The sequence below is a fragment of the Mucilaginibacter mali genome (assembly GCF_013283875.1).
In the GTDB taxonomy this organism is placed as follows: domain Bacteria; phylum Bacteroidota; class Bacteroidia; order Sphingobacteriales; family Sphingobacteriaceae; genus Mucilaginibacter; species Mucilaginibacter mali.
Genome location: NZ_CP054139.1, coordinates 3,607,630 through 3,623,609, shown reverse-complemented (window position 1 = coordinate 3,623,609; position 15,980 = coordinate 3,607,630). Strand labels below are relative to the sequence as shown.

Genomic DNA, 15,980 nt, shown 5'->3' with positions numbered 1-15,980 from the left:
AGGGTTCAGACAGATTTGAAAAGCAAGGCCATTGCTATATTTTAAAGTTTGTTCCTGCTATTCGTTCCAACTCCTCGCTTTGTCTGCTGCGCAAACCCTTACACGCTCCGGGGTTTCCACTACTATCAGGTTTATCTTGAACGGCTGTACAAATACCTGTAAAACGAATGATGTAAGTTGCCTGTGAGGACACAGGCACCGGAGCAGATGTTGGCATTTTTAGAACCCTCTATTTTGGAGAGGCATGGTGAGGTGCCCACTTCATAGAAACTTCATACTGATTATGAATTTTTGTAGCGTATAGAATTGGTTAAACTCATGCTAAAACAAAAATTTAGAATAGGGATATTCTGTGTGCTTGCTATTGCCTTTTCAAAAGGTGCCCAGGCCCAAACCGACACCCTGCGAATGAACTTCCAGGATGCCGAAAAGCAATTCCTGCAAAACAACCTGGCCTTGCTGGCACAGAAATATAATATAGAAGCCCAAAAAGCACTGGTAGACCAGGCCAAACTTTGGGACAACCCCACCTTAAGTACCGATCAGAACATTTACGACGGCGGGAGCAAGAAATTCTTTTATCATAACAGCGCGGACGGCCTGGGGCAGGTGTTTGTACAATTGAGCCAGGTGTTCCAAACCGCGGGCAAGCGTGGTAAACAAGTACAGGTAGCTAAGGACGACGCCAAAGTTCAGGAAGCCGCCTTTAACGATCTGATGCGCAACCTGCGCTATAACCTGCAGCTGGATTTCAGCCAGTTGGCTACCCTAATAGACCAGGCTAAGGTTTATCAAAACGAGATCGAATCGGCCACTAACCTGGTGAACGCTATCCAAAAATCATTCGATGTAGGTAATACCTCGATGAAAGACCTCATCAGGTTAAAAGCCCTGCTGTTCGGCTTGCAGAACGATATGATAGAGAACAGCAAGCAGATCAATGACCTGCAAACCGAATTGAAAACCTTGCTGCAAACTAAAGAGACCGCTTTTGTAGTACCTGTTATCAATACTACACCTGATAAGAACGTAATGCTTGACCCGCAGGCCTTGATCGCGCAGGCCAAAGCCAACCGCGCCGATTACCTGGGTAACCAGTACCAGCTGGAATCGGCCACGCATAACCTCACCCTGCAAAAAGCCATGGCCTCGCCCGATATAACCGTGGGGGTAGCCTATGATAAGAACAGCAGCTACGCGCAGAATTACTACGGCCTGCAAATAGGTTTGCCGTTGCCATTTTTTAACCGCAACCAGGGCAATATCAAGTCGGCCAAGTATAATATGATGAGCCAGGAAGCCACGCTGCGCGACAACGAAAGCCATTTGAAGAACGATGTGGTATCGGCTGTAAATCAATATAAACTGAACCAGCAATTGTTCAGTACCCAGCAAACGGCTTTTAACGAGCAATACGATAAACTGTTTAACAGCATGCTGAAAAGCTTTAAGGAAAGGCAGATCGGCCTGATCGAGTTCGTTGACTTTTTTGATACCTATAAGGATACCAAGCTGAAGATCTTACAGCAACAGTATAACCTGCAAAAGTCCATCGCCGATCTGAATTATGCCACCGGCACTACCATAATTAAACCCTGATCAATCAAAACACTGATAATACCAAATTAGAATGAAAAAAGAAATATTGATGGCCGGTGTAGCCGCGGTAATAAGCCTTAGCGCCTGCCACGAAAAGAAACAGGAAGATAACGCCAGCAAGCAGGTTTGCATCAGCGACTCGCTAAGCAAAATGGTTACCATAGATACCGCCAAACTATCCACTATCAAAAATGAACTGACCCTATCGGGCGAAGTAAGTTCGGATGATAACAATGTGGTAAAAGTATTCCCCTTCAGCAGCGGGCAGGTGGTAGAGGTAAAAGTATCGCTGGGCGATAAGGTAAGCGCGGGACAGACCCTGGCGATAATGCGCAGCGCCGACGTGGCCGGTAACTATACCGACCTGTCGTCGACCAATTCGGACGTTGCCGTAGCCAAACGCCAGCTTGACCAGGCCGAATACCTGTACAAGAACGGCATCAGCAGCGAGCGCGATTATACCGAAGCGAAAGAGAACTACAACAAGGCCGTAGCGGCCAACCGCAAAGTGAAATCGGCCATTGCCATTAACGGTGGCGGCCATACTGATGAAAACGGCATGCTAACCATCAAAGCCCCGCAGAGCGGTTATATCATCGAGAAAAATATCACTGCCGGCAGCTTTATCCGCAACGATAACAATGGCAGCATGTTCACCATCAGCAATATGAAGGATGTATGGATCTGGGCTAATGTGTTCGAATCAGACATCGCCAAAGTAAAAGTTGGTTACACCGCCAAAGTAACCACCATCGCCTATCCCGGCAAAGTATTTATGGGTAAGGTGAACGAGATCAGTTCGGTATTAGACCCTGATAATAAGGTGATGAAGATCAAGATCGCCCTGCCGAACCCGGATATGCTGTTGAAGCCGGAGATGTTCACCAACGTGGTGATCACCAATAGCGAACAGCAGCAATCAGTATCGGTACCGGCCAAAGCCATTGTTTTTGATAGCAGCAAGAACTATGTAGTGGTTTATAACGATAAATGCGACCTGAAGGTACGCGAAGTAAGCGTAATAAAAACAGTGGATGACATAACCTACATAGCCAGCGGCCTGAAACCCGGCGACAAGGTGATCTCTAAAAACCAGTTGCTGCTTTACGATGCGCTTACAGCTGATTAAGAAGTGGGAATTACCCAAAAAATACTAATTACTAATGACCACTGACTAATGACCAACCAATGAACAAGTTCATTAAAAATATCATATACTTCTCGCTGAGGCACCGCTACTTTGTGTTCTTTATGACCGCTATTTTGGTGGTGATAGGGGTATGGAGTTATACCAATACGCCCATCGAGACCTTCCCCGACGTAACCAACACGCAGATCATCATCATTGCCCAGTGGCCCGGCCGCAGCGCCGAAGAGGTGGAGAAGTTTATTACCATCCCTATTGAAACGGTGCTGAACTCGGTGCAGAAAAAATCGAACCTGCGTACCACTTCGGCTTTCGGTTTATCATACACCCGTATCATTTTTGACGATGACGTGGACGATGCCTTTGCACGCCAGCAGGTATTAAGCCGCCTGGCCAATGCCGATCTGCCCGATGGCGTAAAGCCCGAGATAGAGCCACCTTACGGTCCAACTGGTGAGATATATCGTTATACGCTGAAAAGTAAGACCAAATCGCTGCACGAATTGACCGCTATACAGGATTGGATCCTGGACCGCCAGTTTAAATCCGTTCCCGGCGTTGCCGACGTGAATAGCTTTGGCGGCGAGGAAAAAGATTACGAGGTAAGTGTGAACCCGGCGCTGCTGCAAAAGTATAATTTGACATCGCTTGATGTTTTTACGGCCATTAACCGCAGTAACATTAACGTAGGCGGCGACGTGATCGAGAAGAATGACCAGGCTTACGTGGTACGTGGCATTGGTTTGATCGGTAACGTGGACGAAATCAGGAACATCATCATCAAAAACGTAAACAATGTGCCTATCCTGGCTAAGGACGTGGCAGACGTGCACGAAGCCGGTCTGCCGCGTTTGGGACAAGTTAGCCGCGATAAGCAAAAGGACGTGATTGAGGGCATTATCGTAATGCGTAAAGGCGAAAACCCTGCCGAAGTACTGGAAAGGGTACGCGCCAAGGTGGCCGACCTGAACAATAATGTGCTGCCCAAGGATGTGAAGATAGATACCTTTTACGACCGTACCAACCTGATGGATTTTTGTACCGAAACTGTGATCCATAACCTGCTGGAAGGTATCGTGCTGGTAACGGTGATCGTGTTCCTGTTCATGGCCGACTGGCGTACTACCTTAACGGTGGCCATCATCATTCCGCTGGCGCTGCTGTTTGCCTTTATTTGTATGCGCATAAAGGGCATGAGCGCCAACCTGCTCAGTATGGGCGCGGTGGATTTTGGTATCATTATAGATGGCGCCGTGGTGATGGTGGAGGGCATCTTTGTGGCGCTCGATCACCGGGCGCATGAAGTTGGTATGGAGAAGTTCAACAAATTGGCCAAACTGGGCCTGTTTAAGAACGTCGGCGCCGAAATGGGCAAGGCCATCTTCTTCTCCAAGCTGATCATTATCACTTGTTTGATCCCCATCTTCGCTTTCCAAAAGGTGGAGGGTAAAATGTTCTCGCCGCTGGCTTATACCTTAGGGTTTGCCTTGCTGGGTGCGCTGATCTTCACTTTGACCCTGGTGCCCGCCTTATCAAGCATCCTGCTGAAAAAGAATGTTAGAGAGAAGCATAATCCGGTAGTGCTGTTCTTTGAGAACGGTATCCGCAGGATGTTTGGCTTTACCTATCGTAATCAAAAGCTAAGCCTGCTGATAGCGGTAGCGTTTATGGCAGTAACGTTCTTCTCGGCCAAATTCCTGGGTACCGAGTTCCTGCCCGACCTGAATGAAGGCGCCCTTTGGGTAGAGGCCGAATTGCCGATGAGCGTATCGCTGCCGGAGGCCGAAAGCATCAACCAGAAAATGATGCAGATACTGGAAAAATTCCCCGAGGTAAAGCAAACACTGGCACAGGTAGGCCGCACCAACGACGGTACCGACCCTAAGGGCTTCTTCGATGTGCAGATCCAGGTTGACTTAAAGAACAAAAAGGAATGGCCAAAAGGCCTAACCGAGGACGAGCTGATCGATCAGATGGACGCGCAGTTGACCAAAATTCCCGGTGCGGTATTCAACTACTCGCAGCCGATACGTGATAACGTAGAGGAAGCGGTAGCCGGTGTGAACGCGGCCCTGGCGGTGAAGATCTTCGGTCCTGATTTTAAGGTGCTGGATGAAAAAGCCGACGAGGTATTGCGGGTGCTGAAGACCGTTAAAGGTGTGGACGATTTAGGCGTACTGCGCAACCTTGGCCAGCCCGAATTCAGGATAGAACTGGATCAGCGCAAGATGGCCCTGTATGGCGTAGCCACGGCCGATGCAAACGCTGTTATTGAGATGGCCATCGGTGGTAAGGCCGCCACCGAACTATATGAGGGCGAGCGCCGCTTCGATATCCGGGTGCGTTACCAGAAGGATTTCCGCGATACACAGGATAAGATTGAAAACCTGATGGTGCCAACGCTTAATGGATCGAAGATTGCCATTAAGGAGATAGCCGATATTAAAACCATTACCGGTCCGGCGTTTATTTATCGTGATAATAATACCCGCCACATCGCCGTAAAATTCAGTAACCGTGGCCGTGATTTGGGTAGTACCATTGCCGAGGCCCAAGCCAAGGTAGCCCGTATGGTCCACCTCGACCAGGGTTATAGCATTACATGGGCAGGCGAGTTCGAGAACCAAACCCGCGCGTCGGCTACGCTGGCGCACGTGGTGCCGATCTGCTTATTGGTCATCTTCCTGATCCTGTTTGTAACATTTGGTAATGTAAAGGATGCCACACTGGTTATCCTGAACGTACCGTTCGCGTTGATCGGTGGTATCCTGGCCTTGCATATTACGGGTATCAACTTTAGTATATCCGCAGGTATCGGTTTCATCGCGCTGTTTGGGGTTTGTATCCAAAACGGTGTGATCCTGGTATCGGTGTTCCGCAAAAACCTGGAAGCCGGCAAGCATTTGGATGAAGCCATTATAGAAGGTGTGATATCCCGCGTACGCCCGGTGGTAATGACCGCCCTGATGGCCGCCATCGGCCTGATGCCGGCAGCGATATCTACAGGCATCGGCAGCGAAACGCAAAAACCTTTAGCCGTAGTGGTAATTGGTGGTTTGGTAACATCAACCATCCTAACCCTGCTGATACTGCCGGTTATTTACGCGATGGTTTACAAGCTGATCCATCGTCGTGAGAACAGGAAGTTGTTGAAGCGGATCGGAGCGGTGAGTTCGTAATCGGGAGTTGACTCACCCCGACGTTACTTCGCTCGTCGGCCCTCTCTTCGCTGCGCGAAAAGAGGGCAGGAGGTGTGGTCGATCAATCAATTCCCCTCTTTCCGCCGCAGGCGAAGAGAGGGTGGTTTAGCGAAGCGTAGACCGGGTGAGTAACCCGATATGCAGATAAATAACTGATGGCTTCTGCCATCACAAAAATATGATCCCCTATTCATATATAACCAAAAGCGGCACCTGTATGGGTGCCGCTTTAATTTTAAGGTTACTTAAAGTACGATAGCGGTATCTCCCGCCACAGGCCGTGCGCCAGATGTCCGATCAGCATTTCGTAGATCAAATAAACCGGCCATAACAAATAACTGATGAGCGCCAGGATAATAGAGTGGTTATAATACCAACTGATCATGATGGCATATATGCCCAATATGCCATAAACTATGCTTGTGTCTCTTTTGTCCATAATAATTGGGGTATAGGTGTATAACAAATATAACGATTGATGTTTTGTTTTAGATGTGAATATGAGTGAAAGGTTACAGGTGGCGATTTTTGACCACAGAGAACACAGAGGTTTGCACAGAGGGCACAGAGGCAAAGTTCAATAAGTAATTATAAAAGCAAATCTCTGTGTCCTCTGTGCAAACCTCCGTGCTCTCTGTGGTTAACCTAAAAAACAATTATCAAAAACAACATTAAACCCTTAATTTGCGTTTATTATCAAGTTCAAAAAAGCTTATTGATGAAGTCTTTACTCCGTTATATTTTACCGGTGGCAGTTGGGTGTTTAAGCCTGAATGCATCGGCACAAAAAAAGGTAGATAATACCCCAAGTGTTAATGTTTTTTTAGGTACGGGCGGCCATGGCCATACGTACCCGGGTGCTGCTGTTCCATTTGGAATGGTGCAGCTAAGCCCCGATACAAGATTAGAGGGCTGGGACGGCTGCTCGGGTTATCATTATACCGATTCGTTAGTTTATGGCTTCTCGCATACACACCTGAGCGGTACCGGCATTGCCGATTATTGCGATATCCTGTTTATGCCTACCACAGGTGATCCGCAATGGTTGAACACTGAATATCGCTCTCCGTTTAAAAAGAAGAACGAGAGCGGACAGCCCGGTTATTATAAAACCCGGCTGGATAAATACAACATCGGGGTAGAACTGACTGCTACTACAAGGGTTGGTGTTCATCGCTATAGTTACCCAAGCACGCAGCAGGCTAATATTTTGATCGATCTGAAACATCGCGATAACGTGATCGAATCGTGGGTGGAGATGATCAGTAACCATGAGGTTAGGGGCTTTCGCCGCTCCCGCTCATGGGCGCGCGATCAGTATGTATACTTCTACGCCAAATTCAACCGTCCGTTCAAAAGCTACAGCATAGCGTTGAATGATAAGCCGCAGGAGGGCAAAAGCAAGGTTGAAGGCAAAAACGTAAAGATGATCCTGGTGTTTGATAATCCCGGCGAGGTGATCAGCAAGGTGGGGATCTCGTCGGTAAGTGCCGATGGCGCTTTGAAGAACCTGGATACCGAGGTTCCGGACTTCGACTTTAAGAAGGTGCAAAAAGCCGCGCACGATCAATGGGTGAACGAACTCGCCAAGATACAGGTGGAGGGTGGTGCGCCGCCCGTGCCGCAATCGGTACAGAACATGCAGAATGCATATAATGGATATAACCCGTACGGCGGCTATAATGCCAACCCAAACCAAAGAGTAAAGCCGGTATTTATAGATTACGGTAAGATCAAGCGCAGTATATTTTACACCGCGCTTTACCACAGCATGTTGGCCCCCAATATTTATAACGATGTGGATGGGCAATACCGCGGGATGGATCAAAAGGTGCATACCGCCAACGGCTTTAATTATTATACCATTTTCAGCCTTTGGGATACCTACCGGGCCGAGCATCCGCTGCTAAGCCTGATAGATAAAAAGCGCACACTGGATTTTATCAAAACCTTTTTAGCGATGTATGATGACGGCGGCTTGCTACCTATCTGGCCGGTAGGATCATCGGAAACGTATTGCATGGTGGGCAACCACAGCATCCCGGTGATAGTAGATGCCTACGCCAAAGGCATCCGTGATTTTAATACTGATAAGGCCCTGCGCGCCATGAAGGCGGCTGTTAACCGCGATCAATTTGGCTTAGACTCATATCGTAGGAACGGCGTAGTTTTGGCCGACGACGAGCACGAATCGGTATCTAAAACCTTAGAATACGCTTACGATGACTGGTGCATAGCCCAATTTGCCAAAATGCTGGGCAAACAGCAGGATTACGTAGAATACATCCAGCGGGCGCAATACTGGAAAAATCAGTACAACAACCAAAACGGCTTTATGCAGGCCCGTGTAAACGGTGGCTGGTACCTGCCATTCGAGCCTACCGAGGTAAACAACAACTATACCGAGGGCAATGCCTGGCAATACGCCTTCCTTGTTCCGCATGATGAGGAGACCCTGATGGCAAAAATGGGCGGCAAAGAAAAGTTTGAAGCCAAACTTGATGAACTGTTTACCACCACCAGTAAACTGAGTGGCCGCGAACAGGCGGATATTACTGGCTTGATCGGCCAGTACGCCCACGGTAACGAACCTAGTCATCACATGGCCTACCTTTATAATTTTACCGATGATCCGAGCAAGACCCAACTATATCTAAGCAAGATTATGAAGGAGGAGTATAAGGACGGTCCCGATGGTTTAGCCGGAAACGAGGATTGCGGGCAAATGTCGGCCTGGTATGTGATGAGTGCCCTTGGCATTTATAATGTGGCTCCCGGTCAGCAACAATATAATATTGGCTTGCCACAGTTTGATAAAGCTGTGATCAGCCTGGAGAATGGCAAAAAGTTCACCATCACCAATACGGCCGTATCGCAAAACAATTTCTACCTGCAGGGTATGAACCTGAATAAGAAGCCTTATAATAAGCTCTATCTCGATTACGACGATGTGAACAAAGGCGGCGAGTTTGAGTATCTTGCCGGCCGGCTACCTAACCGCCTGTTTATGCAGGAACTGGAAAAGCCAACGTCGAAGATCACCGATAACCTTATCGTATCTAATCCTTACTTTATCAACGGCGCGCGCACATTTAAGGATAAAACTACCGTGGAAATTACCAGCGGAAACGAAGGCGCTAAGCTATATTATACGCTTGATGGTTCAACGCCGACAACAAGCTCCACACTATTTACCGCACCGATAAGCGTTAACGCTACCACTACTATCAAAGCCATCGCGGTTAAAGATGATAAAAGCAGCATGGTCAACTCAGGCACGTTCACCAAAACCAAGGGCGATGTAAAGCTGACGCTGATCAACAAATACCTGCCCAACTACCCGGCCGAGGGACAAGATGCCCTGATCGATGGTTTGCATGGCAGCACCAACTGGCGTTTAGGCAACTGGCAGGGTTACCAGGGCAAGGACCTGGTGGCCATACTTGACCTGGGCGAAGTGAAGCAGGTTAAGCAAGTAAGCCTGAATACCTTGCAAGATTCGCGCTCATGGATCGTGTTCCCTAAATATGTGCAGTACCAGGTATCGGACGATGGCAAGACCTATCGCGATGTGGTTAAGGTGGAAACCAAAACCGATATTAAGGACGAAAATATCAGCATCCAAAACTTTGTAGGCCAGTTGAATACAAAAGCCCGGTATATAAGGCTTATCGCTAAGCAATACGGTCCGCTGCCCGACTGGCATGAAAGTAAAGGCAGCCCATCGTACATTTTTGCTGATGAGATAGTGGTGGAGTAAGCTTGGTCATTAGTCATTCGCTGCACTGTCATTAGTCATTGGCTGAAAACCGCCGCGGCAAGCGTCTACGCTTGCCGCAACTCCTAATTAAGCGTCCACGCTTAATTTAAAACTAAAACAGCTTGTCATTGCGAGCGATAGCGCGGCAATCCCATAGGACAAGCAACGAGGACCTGCCTATGAGATTGCCACGTTGCTATGCCCCTCGCAATGACAACGGATTTTTAAAACAAAAAAGGCGCCCGTGCACGCACAAACACCTTGGTTTTATTTATATATAGTGGGTTGCTAATTAGCCTGTACAGCCGGCGCTCCCTCTTTAGTAAGGAAATTACGCAGGCGGGTCAGTTTATCGGTATTGATCAGATCGACACCGCATTGCAGCAGTTGCTGCCAAACCTTTTCATTATCCGGCGAACCCCAAAGGCGCACCTTGGCACCCAGCAGGTGGGCTTGCGCGGTAAAGTTGGTCAGCTTAATACGCTCACGCAGCGAAAGTAAGCCCGATCCACGCCACTTTAACAGTTTAGAATATTTGCAGCTGGCCATGGCCAGTGCGTTTTCGGCAGCGATGGTGGTATCACGGTTAATGCGGCGCAGGTCTTCGTCAATAAAAGCCAGGCGGTCAGGGTCGTTGCGAATGGTTTGCACCGGTTTGTGGCCTGATAAAACGATGCGCACCGGTCCGGCTTTATACTCGCCGTTCTGATAGCCGCATAGCATCTCGCGGTATTGCTCCAGCATGGGTTTTAGTAGTTGGTAGGTACGTTCCCCGTCCGATTTGATATCGATCATCAGCGTAATGGTGCCTTTGTAACCGGGGTAAACTTCGCCGTTGTTATTTGCTACCTGGTCGGCCAGTGGTTGCAGGTACAGGTTTTTTAACTGGCGGTGATGATGGATCTGCGGTAGCACATGGGTAACTACCAAACGGTTTTTGTAGATATAAACATCGGCCTCGATATTGGTGTAGCCATTGTTCAGCGCCTCGAAAAGGGGCTGGCGGTGCTGGTAATCGTTATGGGCAAAGGCATTGTCCAATGGCAGGTTTTGCGCGTTTATAGAAGAGGCGGCAAAGACAATTAGCAGTGAACAAATTAAATTACGGAGCGTATATGTTCCGGGCATATTTATAATTTATAATCAATTAAGGAACCGCAAGTTAAAAATTAAAGATGAAGTTTTGATGAGATTTGGATGACAATATCGATCATTCCGTAGCGATGGGTTTCAAACCCATCGCTATATAATTTTCCGGGTATCAATCATTGGGCTCTCACTAAAACACTGCTTTATAATTGCATATCCCGTGCCTAATGTCTCTGGAACGGACGGGATTTCGCGTATTAGCGATTTCTTAACGGTTTCCTAACTTGCAGATATCGACCCCTATGGTTATCTTGCCATAACACCAACGCTATGAATTTTTTATCGCACTATTACTTTGACAGGCATTCGGCCAACTGCTACCACATTTTGGGTACGGTTTTACCCGACCTGTTGAAAAACGCCGATAAAACCATTATCCTGCACCCCGAAAAATTGCACCATCAAAAGGATACCATCAACTCCATTATTGCCGGCTGGCAGAAGCATTTGGAGATAGACAAGCATTTCCATTCGTCTGAGTTTTTTATTCGCCACAGTCGCGGATTGAAAGAGGTGTTACGTCCAGTTATCGAGGGATCGCCGGTGAAGCCCTTCTTTTTGGGCCATATCGCTATCGAATTGTTGCTGGATAACCTGCTGCTCACCACCGGCAAAATTACTGTGGATGGCTTTTACAATCACCTGGGCAGTTGTGACGAAGAGGTGATCAACGAATTTCTCACCTTCAGCGGCATGAAGAATACCGATGTATTCCTCACCTTTTTTGAAGCCTTTAAGAAGCACCGCTATTTGGAGACCTACGTAGATGCATCGCAGGTGGCCTACGCTTTGAAGCGGATCTGCATGCGGGTATGGCATCACCCCTTCACCCCCGAACAGGAGGCTGCCCTTACTGGAGTGATCATGAACTACCGCCTGAAGATATACGATAGCTTTATGGAGATATTTGAGGAGATAGAGGAGAAGTTAGGTAAAAGCTGAAAGGTTAAAGGCGAAAGGCTTGCCACAAAACTGCGTTGGATAGGAGCGGATACCGGCTTGTGGCTAATGCCTGTGCAGTATGAGCGTACAGCCCGGGCCGCAGGCAACGCCATAATTTTAATTATGATTTCAGCGATTTTGCCGGAATCCTGATTGAACTTATTTCAAAGATCTTCAGATTTTTTACCTGCTTAATTATTAGGGTAAAACAAAATCGGTGAAATCGTTTGCACACTTGCCATTAAATCGGTGAAATTAAAAATCACAAAACCCCTTAAAAATCAATATTTAACAATAAAATAATTTTTATCTGTCAAAAATATATTCTTACCTTTGCAGTCCCAATTGAGTTGGGAAAAGGAGACAAATTATTTAATGGCAAAAAAACAAGAAGTAGAAAACGAATTAAAAGCAAAAGAAGCTGAGCTGGGTACAGCTACAGCCAATGCAAACGAAGAGGTAATTGAATCTGAAGCAGATTCACTGTCGATCGAGGACATTAAGGCCAACATCACCACTTCGAACCAGGATTTTGACTGGGACGCCGACGACAAAAAATTCGGCAATTACAGCGCTGCTGACCGCGAAAAAATGGAAGCAATGTATGATGTGACCTTTAACTCTATTAACCAGGGTGAGATCATTGAAGGCATTGTGGTAAACATCAACAACAAGGATGTGGTATTAAACATCGGCTTCAAATCTGATGGTATGGTATCGCTTTCTGAGTTCCGCGACACTCCTGATCTGAAGATCGGTGATAAGGTTGACGTATTTGTTGAGTCGCAGGAAGATGCTAACGGTCAGTTAGTATTATCACGCAAGCGTGCTAAAACCCAAAAATCATGGGAGCGTATTAATTCGGCTCTTGATAATGATGAGATCATCACCGGCTTTGTGAAGAGCCGCACCAAAGGTGGTCTGATCGTTGATATTATGGGCGTAGAAGCCTTCTTACCAGGTTCACAGATCGATATCAAGCCTATCCGCGATTACGATGTGTACGTTGGTAAAACTATGGAGTTCAAAGTTGTTAAGATCAACCACGAGTTTAAAAACGTAGTGGTATCGCACAAAGTGCTGATCGAGGACGATCTGGAAAACCAAAAAACTGAAATTGTGGCCAAATTGGAAAAAGGCCAGGTATTGGAAGGTACCGTTAAAAATATTACCGACTTTGGTGTATTCATCGATCTTGGTGGCGTAGACGGCTTACTGCACATTACCGATATCTCCTGGGGCCGTATCGAGCATCCGCGTGAAGTATTGGCGTTAGATCAGAAGATCAACGTTGTAGTGCTTGACTTTGATGACGAGAAAAAACGTATCGCCCTGGGCTTAAAACAATTAACCCCGCATCCTTGGCAAAGCCTTACCGAAGATATCAAGGTAGGTTCGCACGTTAAAGGTAAAATTGTTACCGTTGCCGATTACGGCGCGTTCCTTGAAATTATCCCTGGTGTTGAAGGTTTGATCCACGTATCAGAAATGTCGTGGTCGCAAAACCTGCGCAACCCTCAGGAATTCCTGAAAGTAGGCGACGAAATTGAAGCACAAGTGTTAACACTTGACCGCGACGAGCGCAAAATGAGCTTGGGTATCAAACAACTGACCCCTGATCCATGGCAGCAAGCTGCTGACCGTTATGCGGTTGGTACACAGCATGTTGCTACAGTTAAAAACATGACCAACTTTGGTGTGTTTGTTGAACTGGAAGATGGTATCGATGGTTTGATCCACATCAGCGACCTTTCTTGGAGCAAAAAAGTTAACCACCCTAACGAGTTCACTAAAGTAGGCGAGAAGCTGGACGTAGTAGTTTTAGAACTTGACGTTGAGAACCGCAAACTGAGCTTAGGCCACAAACAACTGGAAGAAAACCCTTGGGATACTTTCGAAACCGTATTCGGTGTTGATTCTATCCACGAAGGTACCGTGTTGAAAGTGACCGACAAAGGTGCCATTGTAGCTTTACCTTACGGTGTTGAAGGCTTTGCGCCAACCAAACACCTGGTTAAAGAGGATGGCAAAGCTTTAAAAGCTGACGAAACTGCAGAATTCAAGATCATTGAGTTTAACAAAGAGAACAAACGTATTGTTATCTCTCACTCACGTATCTGGGAAGATCAGCGCAGCGAAGCAAGGGTAGCTGACTTTGAAAACCGTAAAAAAGAAGCGAAAGCTACTACCAGCGCGGTTAAGAAAGTAAAAGATTCGGTTGAAAAATCGACTTTAGGCGACCTGAGCGTTTTAGCACAACTGAAAGAACAAATGGAAGGTGCTGAAAGCAAAGCTAAAAAAAGCAAAACCGAGGAGTCTAACTAAGTTAACCCTTAAATAAGGATTCCTTTTATATAAAGAGGCTGTATCATAAATCATGGTATGGCCTCTTTTTTATTTGTGCATAATTTATTGGAATAAAGAGGGGTATTTAGTTGATATAATAATCTGATTTTCATATATTTATGTATCGAAAGTAGCGTAGTATGTCCTCTAAAAGACCTGTATTCAAGCCCTACCAGCAACGGCAGTTGATGGCTATTCCTCCGACACTTGACGAATTAGTTCCGGCATCGCACCCGGTGCGTGTAGTTAACGATGTGATCGACAGGCTCTATCTGGAACCATTGCTGAAAGCTTATCATATCCGCGGGAGTTCAAGCTATCACCCGCAAATGTTGTTAAAGGTGCTGGTATATGGGTATGTAACCAACACCTACTCCAGCCGAAAGCTGGCAGCAGCCTGCCGGGAAAGCGTTTACCTGATGTGGCTGAGTTCGATGAACTATCCTGATCATAATACGATCAACCGTTTCCGGGGCGTACGTTTGAAGCATGCGCTGCGTGATGTGTTCGAAGATGTGGTGAAACTTTTGGCAGAGGAAGGCCTGCTCAGTATTGAAGAAGTGAATACGGACGGGACAAAGATAGAGGCGAATGCAAACCGGTATACCTTTGTCTGGAAGAAAGCGATTCAGACCAATAAGGAAAAGATGAAAAAGCAGCTGTCAGAGATATGGGACTATGCCCAAAGCGTAGCAAAAGAAGAAGACAGGCTGCCTGATCCGCCTGACTTTACTGTTATTGACAGTGAAAAGGTCAATGCCGCAGTAGATAAACTCAATGAGAAGCTTTCCTCGCGTGAGGATGTTTCCAAACAGGTCAAAAGCAAGCTGCGGTATATCAGCAAACATTACCCGCAGGCCATTGCCCGCTATGAGCAGCAGGAAGCTCTGCTGGGTGAACGCAACAGCTATTCCAAGACCGATACGGATGCCACATTCATGCGGATGAAGGAAGACCACATGAAAAACGGCCAGTTAAAACCGGGGTATAATGTTCAGATATCCACATCCAACCAGTTCATTGTCAATTACACCATTCACTCCAACACCACAGACACCAATACATTAAGTGCTCATTTAGCGCAGCATGAAGTCAGCTTTGGCAAAGCACCGCAAGTGCTTACAGCCGATGCCGGATATGGCTCCGAGGAGAACTACACGCGGTTGGAACAAAAAGGAACAATCGCCTTTGTAAAGTATGGGATGTTCGATAAGGAACAAAATGAGAATCACAACAACAAGCACCCTTTTGCAGCAAATAAGCTTTTTTACAACCAGGAGAAAGATTGTTACATCTGCCCGATGGGCCAGCAAATGAATTTCATCGGAACAAGTAAAAGAAAAACAAGCACGGAGTTTGAACAAACGGTAAAAAGATACCAGGCAGTTAACTGCGCTAACTGTCCGCTGAACGGTATTTGCCATAAATCAAAAGGGAATCGGATCATTGAAATCAATGAAAACCTGAACCGCCTGAAACAAAAGGCGCACGAGCTGTTAAACAGTGAAGAAGGCATACAACGGCGAAAGAAACGCTGCTTTGATGTAGAACCTGTATTTGGTAATATTAAGCAGAACCATGGCTTTAAACGGTTTATGCTCCGCGGCAAGGAAAAAGTAGAAATAGAATGGGGTTTAGTTGCAATCGCACAAAATCTAAGGAAAAAAGCGGCTTAAATGAGTCGTTTTACCACTCAGGTTCGCCCAAGAAAGCTACCCCCTCCCCCTCAAAAAATTCCATAGAAACTCAATACCAAATTCAGCTATTAGGCTAAAAAAATAAAGACCGCATCATTTGATTTATGATACGGCCTCTTTTTTTATGTTCAAATGTGAGA

The 15,980-nt window shown here is 46.7% G+C and carries 9 protein-coding genes; 7 read left to right on the top strand and 2 right to left on the bottom strand.

Going from position 1 to position 15,980, the window contains the following annotated elements; translation table 11 throughout:
- The first annotated feature begins 318 nt into the window (after nt 1–318).
- From HQ865_RS15075 to HQ865_RS15065, 3 genes are read left to right on the top strand one after another with little or no spacing between them, the layout of a single operon-like run.
- Nucleotides 319–1,599 (top strand): TolC family protein, encoded by a 1,281-nt coding sequence (locus HQ865_RS15075; protein ID WP_173415687.1) that lies wholly within the window; start codon nt 319–321, stop codon nt 1,597–1,599.
- A 31-nt stretch (nt 1,600–1,630) separates the two neighbouring features.
- A complete protein-coding gene (locus tag HQ865_RS15070) occupies nt 1,631–2,728 on the top strand; it encodes an efflux RND transporter periplasmic adaptor subunit (RefSeq protein WP_173415686.1) in 1,098 nt (365 codons plus the stop codon).
- Between the two features lie 59 nt (nt 2,729–2,787).
- Complete coding sequence (locus HQ865_RS15065; protein ID WP_173415685.1) at nt 2,788–5,925, top strand: efflux RND transporter permease subunit; 3,138 nt, start codon at nt 2,788–2,790, stop codon at nt 5,923–5,925.
- A 262-nt stretch (nt 5,926–6,187) separates the two neighbouring features.
- Here HQ865_RS15065 and HQ865_RS15060 read toward each other — a convergent pair whose 3' ends face one another.
- Complete coding sequence (locus HQ865_RS15060) at nt 6,188–6,385, bottom strand: hypothetical protein (RefSeq protein ID WP_173415684.1); 198 nt, start codon at nt 6,383–6,385, stop codon at nt 6,188–6,190.
- Nucleotides 6,386–6,664: 279 nt separating this feature from the next.
- Between HQ865_RS15060 and HQ865_RS15055 the strand changes: the two genes are divergently transcribed.
- On the top strand, nt 6,665–9,706 hold the full coding sequence (locus HQ865_RS15055) for a GH92 family glycosyl hydrolase (RefSeq protein ID WP_173415683.1): 3,042 nt from the start codon (nt 6,665–6,667) through the stop codon (nt 9,704–9,706).
- A 288-nt stretch (nt 9,707–9,994) separates the two neighbouring features.
- On the opposite strand, the gene HQ865_RS15050 is transcribed toward HQ865_RS15055, so the two are convergent.
- Nucleotides 9,995–10,834, bottom strand: a complete 840-nt coding sequence (locus tag HQ865_RS15050) for a phosphatidylinositol-specific phospholipase C/glycerophosphodiester phosphodiesterase family protein (RefSeq protein ID WP_173415682.1) — start codon at nt 10,832–10,834, stop codon at nt 9,995–9,997.
- A 291-nt stretch (nt 10,835–11,125) separates the two neighbouring features.
- Here HQ865_RS15050 and HQ865_RS15045 point away from each other — a divergent pair, with 291 nt between their 5' ends.
- The 3 genes from HQ865_RS15045 to HQ865_RS15035 all read left to right on the top strand — a co-directional run bounded on the left by HQ865_RS15045 (nt 11,126) and on the right by HQ865_RS15035 (nt 15,819).
- Complete coding sequence (locus HQ865_RS15045; RefSeq protein ID WP_173415681.1) at nt 11,126–11,797, top strand: hypothetical protein; 672 nt, start codon at nt 11,126–11,128, stop codon at nt 11,795–11,797.
- A 375-nt stretch (nt 11,798–12,172) separates the two neighbouring features.
- Nucleotides 12,173–14,122: a 30S ribosomal protein S1 gene (rpsA, locus tag HQ865_RS15040; protein ID WP_173415680.1), complete on the top strand. Its 1,950-nt coding sequence runs from the start codon at nt 12,173–12,175 to the stop codon at nt 14,120–14,122.
- 161 nt (nt 14,123–14,283) lie between these two features.
- On the top strand, nt 14,284–15,819 hold the full coding sequence (locus HQ865_RS15035) for an IS1182 family transposase (protein WP_173412997.1): 1,536 nt from the start codon (nt 14,284–14,286) through the stop codon (nt 15,817–15,819).
- The last annotated feature ends 161 nt before the right edge of the window (nt 15,820–15,980 follow it).

Coding starts and splice junctions, on each gene's coding strand:
- HQ865_RS15075 (WP_173415687.1), top strand. CDS start 319: ATGCTAAAACAAAAATTTAGAATAGGGATATTCTGTGTGCTTGCTATT.
- HQ865_RS15070 (WP_173415686.1), top strand. CDS start 1,631: ATGAAAAAAGAAATATTGATGGCCGGTGTAGCCGCGGTAATAAGCCTT.
- HQ865_RS15065 (WP_173415685.1), top strand. CDS start 2,788: ATGAACAAGTTCATTAAAAATATCATATACTTCTCGCTGAGGCACCGC.
- HQ865_RS15060 (WP_173415684.1), bottom strand. CDS start 6,385: ATGGACAAAAGAGACACAAGCATAGTTTATGGCATATTGGGCATATAT.
- HQ865_RS15055 (WP_173415683.1), top strand. CDS start 6,665: ATGAAGTCTTTACTCCGTTATATTTTACCGGTGGCAGTTGGGTGTTTA.
- HQ865_RS15050 (WP_173415682.1), bottom strand. CDS start 10,834: ATGCCCGGAACATATACGCTCCGTAATTTAATTTGTTCACTGCTAATT.
- HQ865_RS15045 (WP_173415681.1), top strand. CDS start 11,126: ATGAATTTTTTATCGCACTATTACTTTGACAGGCATTCGGCCAACTGC.
- rpsA (WP_173415680.1), top strand. CDS start 12,173: ATGGCAAAAAAACAAGAAGTAGAAAACGAATTAAAAGCAAAAGAAGCT.
- HQ865_RS15035 (WP_173412997.1), top strand. CDS start 14,284: ATGTCCTCTAAAAGACCTGTATTCAAGCCCTACCAGCAACGGCAGTTG.